This window comes from Flavobacterium aestuarii, from assembly GCF_040049115.1.
Taxonomy (GTDB): domain Bacteria; phylum Bacteroidota; class Bacteroidia; order Flavobacteriales; family Flavobacteriaceae; genus Flavobacterium; species Flavobacterium aestuarii.
The window spans coordinates 178,707-186,207 of sequence record NZ_JBDLZZ010000008.1 but is presented as its reverse complement, the minus strand read 5'-3'; the positions used below and the strand labels follow the sequence as shown (position 1 = coordinate 186,207).

Here is a 7,501-nt window from a genome sequence, read left to right as displayed (position 1 = left end):
ACATAGAAGAATTTAATAATCAAATTAATTACAAAAATGTAGCTTAACTTAATGTGTAGTTTTTATTTGCATATCCAGAGTTCATTATCTGAATTTTAATAGAAAGTAAATTTTTAAAATATTCACTTATTTTCATTTGACAGGAAGTTATAAATATTTAATCTCAAAATCAATATTCGAATATTTACTTTTACAATATTCCAATATTTCAAAAACTTCTTTATCTCTAACTATTAAACAATCGTGAATAGGTAAAGCAAAATCTGTTGGGATATTTTCCAATAAGTCATCAATCCAAATCTTGACCTCTTCTCTTTGGAGGTATGAGGCAGCATCTTTATAATTCTTGGTTTTAAGGCTTTTAATAAATTTTGATACTACTGGAAACAGAATATGGATTTTATAATTTGGAACATAACCACTTGAATTTAAAAAGTACATAAACAAATCTTTTGCCTGTTGTCTTTCATTTAGATTTAATTTTTGAACTAAATAATTGTAAAAATCTACTTCAAATGCTTCTTCATAATTTTTATCTACAATACCATTTTCTTTCATAATATTTAGAAGAAGTTTTGGCTGAGAACATTTTGCGTCAATCATTGCAAATCCTTTATTCTTTAAATCTTCCTTGTAGATTGGGATTACTGGATGATGAACTCTTCTTCCAAAAGTATCTCTTGATATTTTACCAACATAACCCAATTCATTCATTGAGTGTTCTATTATTGAATACCATCTAAATTTTCTTTGGTTATTAAATTCTACATCTACAATAATTCCTTGTGTAATATCAATTAGTAATTTATACTTCATACAGATTCCTCTTGAAACATTGTAATATCTCTTTTCTACTGATTCAAAGATTAATTTAGGGTGTTGTTCAATTCTAGTGAATGGTTTTATTATGGAAGCTTCTTGTAAAGCATTTAGGGCTCGTTTGTAGCGTTTATTTACTTTTTCCAAGAAAGTAGATGGGACAGGGAAATATCCGTGTTTATTTTGTCTTTTTGACATTATTGTAAGAGCAGCGTAAATTTTATATCCGTTTTTTTGTACTGTTCTATTTCCTAATTTTGAGATACAATCAATAACTTGTTGAGGTATGATAACTTTCATATAATAATCTATTAGTTTAATCATTATATGTGAAATGGATATTTTGTTTTGCCTTTTTATTATTAAATCTTTTTTTCAAAAGTGAGAAACAATATAGTGATATGAAGTATATACTTGTATTATATATAGCTGTAGCAAAAAAAAAGTAAAATATTCAAATATAGATTTTGAGATTTCATTTTTTATAATGCGTTAATCAAAATTTGCTTCCTAACAGACCCAAATCATAATAGAAGTGTTAGTTTATGTGTTTTAGAAAATAACCTCCCAAAACCACCCTATTCATTCCAAAACAATAAAAAAGCGGTTTAACCTAATGTCAAACCGCTTTTCATTTTAGAATACTATTCAATTTTGTCCTCCATTTACGATGCAATTCTGATTTTTTCATAGAAATTTTCTATTATTCCGTCATAGTATTCAATATATTTTGATTTAATGCCACATATTGTCTCATCAGTATCATCCATCAGTAAGAATACTGAAAAAATATTAGCGTAATGTTTAAGTAAGCTTGAGCCAAATTCAAGAGCCTCTTTATCAATTTCGCACATATATAAATTCTCGTTGAGAATATGCTTTATTCTTTGTCTTGGGTCTTTTATTGATGTTCTCAATCCAGAAGCCATTCTGAACATTACCATTATCGGAAACACACAAGTTGCCCCCATACAAGGATCTAATATTTTATTGTTCTTTTTTCTCCATTCTATTGCTGGCACTTTATCCAACATCTCTTCAACAAGGAACAGTGGAGTAAAAACTTCCCCTGTTTTTTTACTTCTTAATTTTGAAACATCCAAAAAATTGTTTCTTCTAGTTTTAGAATTTTTCATATTTATATAAATTTATTTGTTACAAATTTTTAAACATAGAAATCTACCCTCGCAAACTGCGAATTTTTAAAAATTTAATCGTAATGATTTGAATTTTAAACCTCTAAATGATTATTAAGAGATGTTGTTTTTGATTTCTTTGACAAAGATATAATGAAGATTTTTTGAAAAAAACATCAAAAAAATTTTGAAATCTCGCACCTCAACAAAGTGATTTTTAGTGCTTCAGGAAGTATTTATGGTTGAAGTACTTTTGAGAAATGTTAAATTTTATTTTCTTTTTTAGTTCTAGATTCATCTACTTATTAAAATCAAAATTTACAAATAAAAGAATCCTCTAAATAGAGGTTTTTACCTATATTTGAAAAAATACGTAGTGATCCAAAAATATAGTTTGACTTGGAATTGTGATCTTTTAAGAAACTATTACAGACAGAAAATATAAAAATAAGCGATGATAAATTTTGAAGTTCTAATTGATGATGCATTTTCAGTAATTACTGATGACCCCAGCCTTACTCCTATCGAAAACAAAAGAGTTTTTAGCTTAATAAACACTTTCGAAAATGGGCTTTGGCAGTATAGTAAATTTCAAAAATTTATTTGGAACAACATAAAAGAAACTGCTTTAAGTTATAGAGAAAGACAATCATTGGCTCTTGAAGGTGAAGATTCATTATTAACAGAATCCGCTATAAATTTAAGACTTTCGGAAAGTGATGAAGATATTGGACGAGGCAGTGAAATATCTGAAATCTTACTATACGGTCTAATGAAAAAATACTATAACGCATTACCAATAGTTCCTAAAATTTTCTACAAACAAAATTCACAAGATAATGCGAAAGGCGCAGACAGTGTTCATATAGTGATTGAAAATGAAAACGAATTTTCATTATGGTTTGGAGAATCAAAATTTTATAAATCCATTGAAAATGCAAGATTAGATGTAATCATTGATTCTGTAAAAGACTCTTTAACGTTACGAAAAATAAAGAAAGAAAATAAGTTAATTACAAATCTTTCAGATATAAATGATTTTGATGAAATTTCACCGGAATTGCGTGCAAAAATTATTCAATCGCTATCACAAGAACAATCTATAGATTCAATAAAACCAATTTTAAATATACCAATTCTTTTATTATATGAATGCAGTATTACAAATGCAACTACACATTTAACAGAACAATACAAAACCCAAATAATAAATCATCATAAAGAAAGAGCAACAGAATACTTTAAAAGACAAATAAATAAATGCAACGATGTTGATTTATATTCAGAAATTAAGTTCCATATAATACTTTTTCCAGTTCCTGAAAAAAAACCAATTGTGGATAAATTTATTGAGAAAGCACAAGTATATAGAAGTTAATTATGGAAGATATAATATTTGATAATTGTCGTAAAATAAACGATTTATTGATTTCTGCCAGAGATAATGAAGCAAGGGAAGAACTAATCAAACTTTTAGATTATCATAAAACTCAAAAGTTAGAATACACACCATTGGTAAATCATTTAATTAGAGAAACTGGCCTGTTCCCATATTTGCAACAAGAAACGTCTAATTGGGAAGAAAGATACATTTATGAAATTTTCAAGGTTAACATTGGAGAAGAAAAACCAGTAACATTGCATCGTGAGCAATCTTTTCTATTAAAAAAACTTTTAGAAGGCAGGAATATTGCAGTAAGTGCACCAACAAGTTTTGGTAAAAGCTTTGTTATAGACGCTTTTATAAAAATCAGAAGACCAAAAAATGTAATAATCATTGTGCCAACAATTGCGTTGACAGATGAAACAAGAAGACGATTATATAAAAAATTCGCAAACGAATACAAAATTATTACGACCACTGAAGTAGAACCAGCAGAAAAGAATATTTTTATTTTCCCACAAGAAAGAGCTATAAATTATTTGGAGAAGGTCGAGTTTTTTGATATAATGATTATTGATGAATTCTATAAAGCAAGTAGTTTATTTGATAAAACTAGATCTCCAAGTCTTGTTAAAGCAATTATAAAAATTGGTAGCAAATCCAAACAAAAATATTTTTTGGCTCCAAACATATCCACTTTAGAGGACAATCCTTTCACAGCGGATATGGAATTCATACAATTAGACTTTAATACAGTTTTTTTGGAGAAATTTGAACTATATAAAGAAATAAATAAAAATGTAGAATTAAAGAGTAATCTTTTAATCAATATTTTAAACCAAAAACAAACAAAATCTTTAATATATGCAGGTACATACACAAATATTGAAAATGTATCTAACCTAATTTTAACTAGATACACAGAAAAAAATAATATTCTGTTAGACCAATTTGCAAATTGGTTAGGCAAAAATTACGATTATAATTGGAGTTTAACTAATTTAATAAAAAGAGGAACAGGAATACATAATGGCAGATTGCATCGTTCTTTAAGTCAAATACAAGTTAAATTATTTGAAGATAAAAAAGGTATCAGCAATATAATTTCTACATCTTCAATTATTGAAGGTGTTAATACCTCAGCAGAAAACGTAATCATTTGGATGAATAAAAATGGAAGTTCAAACCTAAATGATTTTACATATAGAAACATTATTGGCAGAAGCGGTAGAATGTTTCAGCATTTTATTGGTAAAGTCTATATTTTAGACAAACCACCTATTAATACTCAAACTGCTTTGAATATAGAATTTCCAGAAGAAATATTAGGTGATTTAGATAGTCAAAAATATGACAAACTGTTAACTAAAGAACAAGTAGCAAAATTAATTCTATACCAAGATGAAATGGGTGGAATTCTTGGTGTAGAAGTATTCAATAAGTTAAAAGATGAATCCGTTTTCCAATCTAGCAATTCAGAATTAATTAAATCAATTGCAATTGATATGTCATCAAATCCTGAAAGTTGGAATGGTCTTTCTTATTTAAACTCTGCAAAAAGAAGTCAATGGGATAAGTCATTGTACAAAATTATTAATTTACAACCTGGTAATTGGGAAACAAAGAACAGCACATTTGTAGAATTTATTAAAATTTTACGAAACAATTGGTTTAAATCAATTCCTGAATTGTTAAAAGAGCTAGAACCTCACGATGTAAGTATTGATGAGTTTTTCAAACTTGAAAAAAATGTGACTTTTAAATTTGCATCTCTATTAAAAGATGTAAACGTTCTTCAAAAAGAATTACTTAAAGGTAAAAATTATGATATATCTAAATTTATTGCATATATCTCTCACGCTTTTTTACCAAGTGTTGTTTTTCAGCTTGAGGAATATGGTTTACCTAGAATGATTTCAAAAAAAATTCATAATTCAAGAATTATAAATTTTTACGATCAAGAATTAACTATACATAATGTAATTGAACTTTTTAATTCTATAGGAATAAATGAAATTAAAGAGAATGTGGAATTAGATGAGTTTGATAACTATATTTTAGAATATTTTTATGATGGAATAAAAACAAATATGAATATCAATGCATAATAGCAGTATTTGAATGAATTCAAGGATTTCCCCACGCTTGACTGTTTAATTTTAAAAAAAAAACAACTATTTTTGACCAAAATTAGACAAGTAAAAATTTAGACAATGACACTTGGACAAAAAATAAAAGAACTAAGGGAAAATGCAGGTCTTAAACAAAGAGAACTTGCATATCAACTTGGTGTTGGTGAAGGATTTTTAAGTAAAGTTGAAAATGATCAAAAGCCACTAAAAAGAGAGAATTTAACAAAGTTAAACGAACTTTTTAAAACACCAATTGAAGAACTTGAATCATTGTGGTTAGCAAATAAAGTTTACTCTATTATTAGAAATGAAGAATCTGCCTTAACTGCCTTGAAAGTGGCTGAAGAACAAGTGAAATTTAAAAATATTAAGAATGCTTAATACAGTATGTGAACCATATAAAGAATTAGAAGAGGTTATTCAAACTTTTGAAGAACAATTAGAATTGTTCTTTTCAAAGGATTTTGACACAACGGCTAAGATTCCTAAACAAAATGAAAATTTAGGACAAGTATTTACATCTGCGATTCTAGCAAAGTTTATGATTGGTTTGTTAAAAGAATCACTCAATAATAATTCTACAATTCTTGATCCTTGCATTGGGCCGAATACTTTTTTTAAAGCAATGTCTGATGACTTTTTAAATTGTAATTTAAAAGGAATTGAAATTGACATTAATCTAATTAATGAAGAAATTAAAAAGTTTTTTGAGAATAATAAGAGAACTTTAATTAAAGGCAGTTTCTTTGATTTGCCAGTTAATGAAAAGTTTGATCTAATTATTCAAAATCCACCTTATGTAAGACAAGAACTATTGACAGACGGAGCAAATTCAAAAGACAGTATCAGATATAATTCCTCTTTTCTTTTATCAACAATTCCATCACAGTCAAATTTATATATTTACTTTTTATTGAAGTCCATTTTGCATTTAAAGGATAATGGAGTAATGGTTGCCGTAATATATGATAGTTGGCTATACAGCAGTTTTGGAAAATTTTTAAAAGAATCTTTCCTTAAGTTAGGGCATTTAGATAGCATATATCATTTCAAAAAAAGTGCATTTGAGAATGCAGAAATTGGTGCTACTGTGATAAAATTTGTAAAGAATAAGAGTCATAGAAAATCTATGTCATATTTTCCTCTTAATGACTTAAGCGATTTAAGGAATTATACAGGCTTAAAGGTAAACTGTCTGAAATTAAAGCAGCAAGAATTATTGGCTCATAATTTCAATAACCATAGCGTAATTAATTTCAAATCTAACCTATTTAAGCCGCTTAAAACCATTGTTTCTCAACCGATTCAAAGAGGAACATCGGCTGTGGTTAATAGTCACTTTATTTTTTCAAAAAATGAACTTCCGGAGTTAAAACCGATTGTTAAAGATGTTTCACAGATTAAAACTTATACTGTCAACCAAGAGAATGCGTTCATTTTAGCAATTAACGGTTCAATTTCTAAAGAAACTAGCAAATATTTAGAGTCGGTTAAAAATGAAATTCTTCGAACACCAATTGAAAAATATAAAGCAGTTAAAAGAGATATTGAAACTAAAAAGGATTGGTATAAAATTAATTTAAAATCAAGAGGGAATTTTATCTTTAACTATTATCTAAGAAACAATATTGATTTCATCTACAATCCAAATAAACTCTTATCTTCTGACAACTTTTACAGCCTATATATTACGAGTAAAGAATTAGCAAATTTTTCAATTTTAAATTCTTCATTTACGAGATTAAGTACACTAAACAATTCAAGAACTCAAGGGAATGGTTTGAGGAAAATCCAACTTTACGAATTCAAAGAAGTGAAAGTTATGGATGTAAATAAACTATCTGAAATGACTTTAAAAAAATTGGATTTATTAGGAACACAATTGATGAATGTGAATAGATACGAAAAAGAGCAAAAGCATTTAATTGAGCAAATTGATTTGGTATTACTTGATGAATACAACAAACAGCACAATTCTTCTTTGACAATTGATGAATTGAATAGTGAAATAAAAGAATATTTGAGTTAAA

The 7,501-nt window shown here is 27.2% G+C and carries 6 protein-coding genes; 4 read left to right on the top strand and 2 right to left on the bottom strand.

The window, feature by feature from the left end:
• Positions 1-147 precede the first annotated feature (147 nt).
• Positions 148-1,119 (bottom strand): hypothetical protein, encoded by a 972-nt coding sequence (locus ABEG11_RS11065; RefSeq protein ID WP_348824229.1) that lies wholly within the window; start codon positions 1,117-1,119, stop codon positions 148-150.
• A 365-nt stretch (positions 1,120-1,484) separates the two neighbouring features.
• Positions 1,485-1,955, bottom strand: coding sequence for a hypothetical protein (locus tag ABEG11_RS11060; protein ID WP_348824228.1), 471 nt, complete (start codon positions 1,953-1,955; stop codon positions 1,485-1,487).
• Positions 1,956-2,409: 454 nt separating this feature from the next.
• Here ABEG11_RS11060 and ABEG11_RS11055 point away from each other — a divergent pair, with 454 nt between their 5' ends.
• The 4 genes from ABEG11_RS11055 (at position 2,410) to ABEG11_RS11040 (ending at position 7,500) form a co-directional block, all read left to right on the top strand.
• Positions 2,410-3,333 carry a HamA C-terminal domain-containing protein gene (locus tag ABEG11_RS11055; protein WP_348824227.1) on the top strand — a complete coding sequence of 308 codons (924 nt, stop codon included), beginning with the start codon at positions 2,410-2,412 and terminating at the stop codon, positions 3,331-3,333.
• Positions 3,334-3,335: 2 nt separating this feature from the next.
• Positions 3,336-5,447, top strand: a complete 2,112-nt coding sequence (locus tag ABEG11_RS11050; protein ID WP_348824226.1) for a DEAD/DEAH box helicase — start codon at positions 3,336-3,338, stop codon at positions 5,445-5,447.
• 105 nt (positions 5,448-5,552) lie between these two features.
• Positions 5,553-5,852 carry a helix-turn-helix domain-containing protein gene (locus tag ABEG11_RS11045; RefSeq protein WP_348824225.1) on the top strand — a complete coding sequence of 100 codons (300 nt, stop codon included), beginning with the start codon at positions 5,553-5,555 and terminating at the stop codon, positions 5,850-5,852.
• Positions 5,845-7,500: an Eco57I restriction-modification methylase domain-containing protein gene (locus ABEG11_RS11040; RefSeq protein ID WP_348824224.1), complete on the top strand. Its 1,656-nt coding sequence runs from the start codon at positions 5,845-5,847 to the stop codon at positions 7,498-7,500. The genes ABEG11_RS11045 and ABEG11_RS11040 overlap by 8 nt, the downstream gene beginning before the upstream one ends.
• Position 7,501 lies beyond the last annotated feature (1 nt).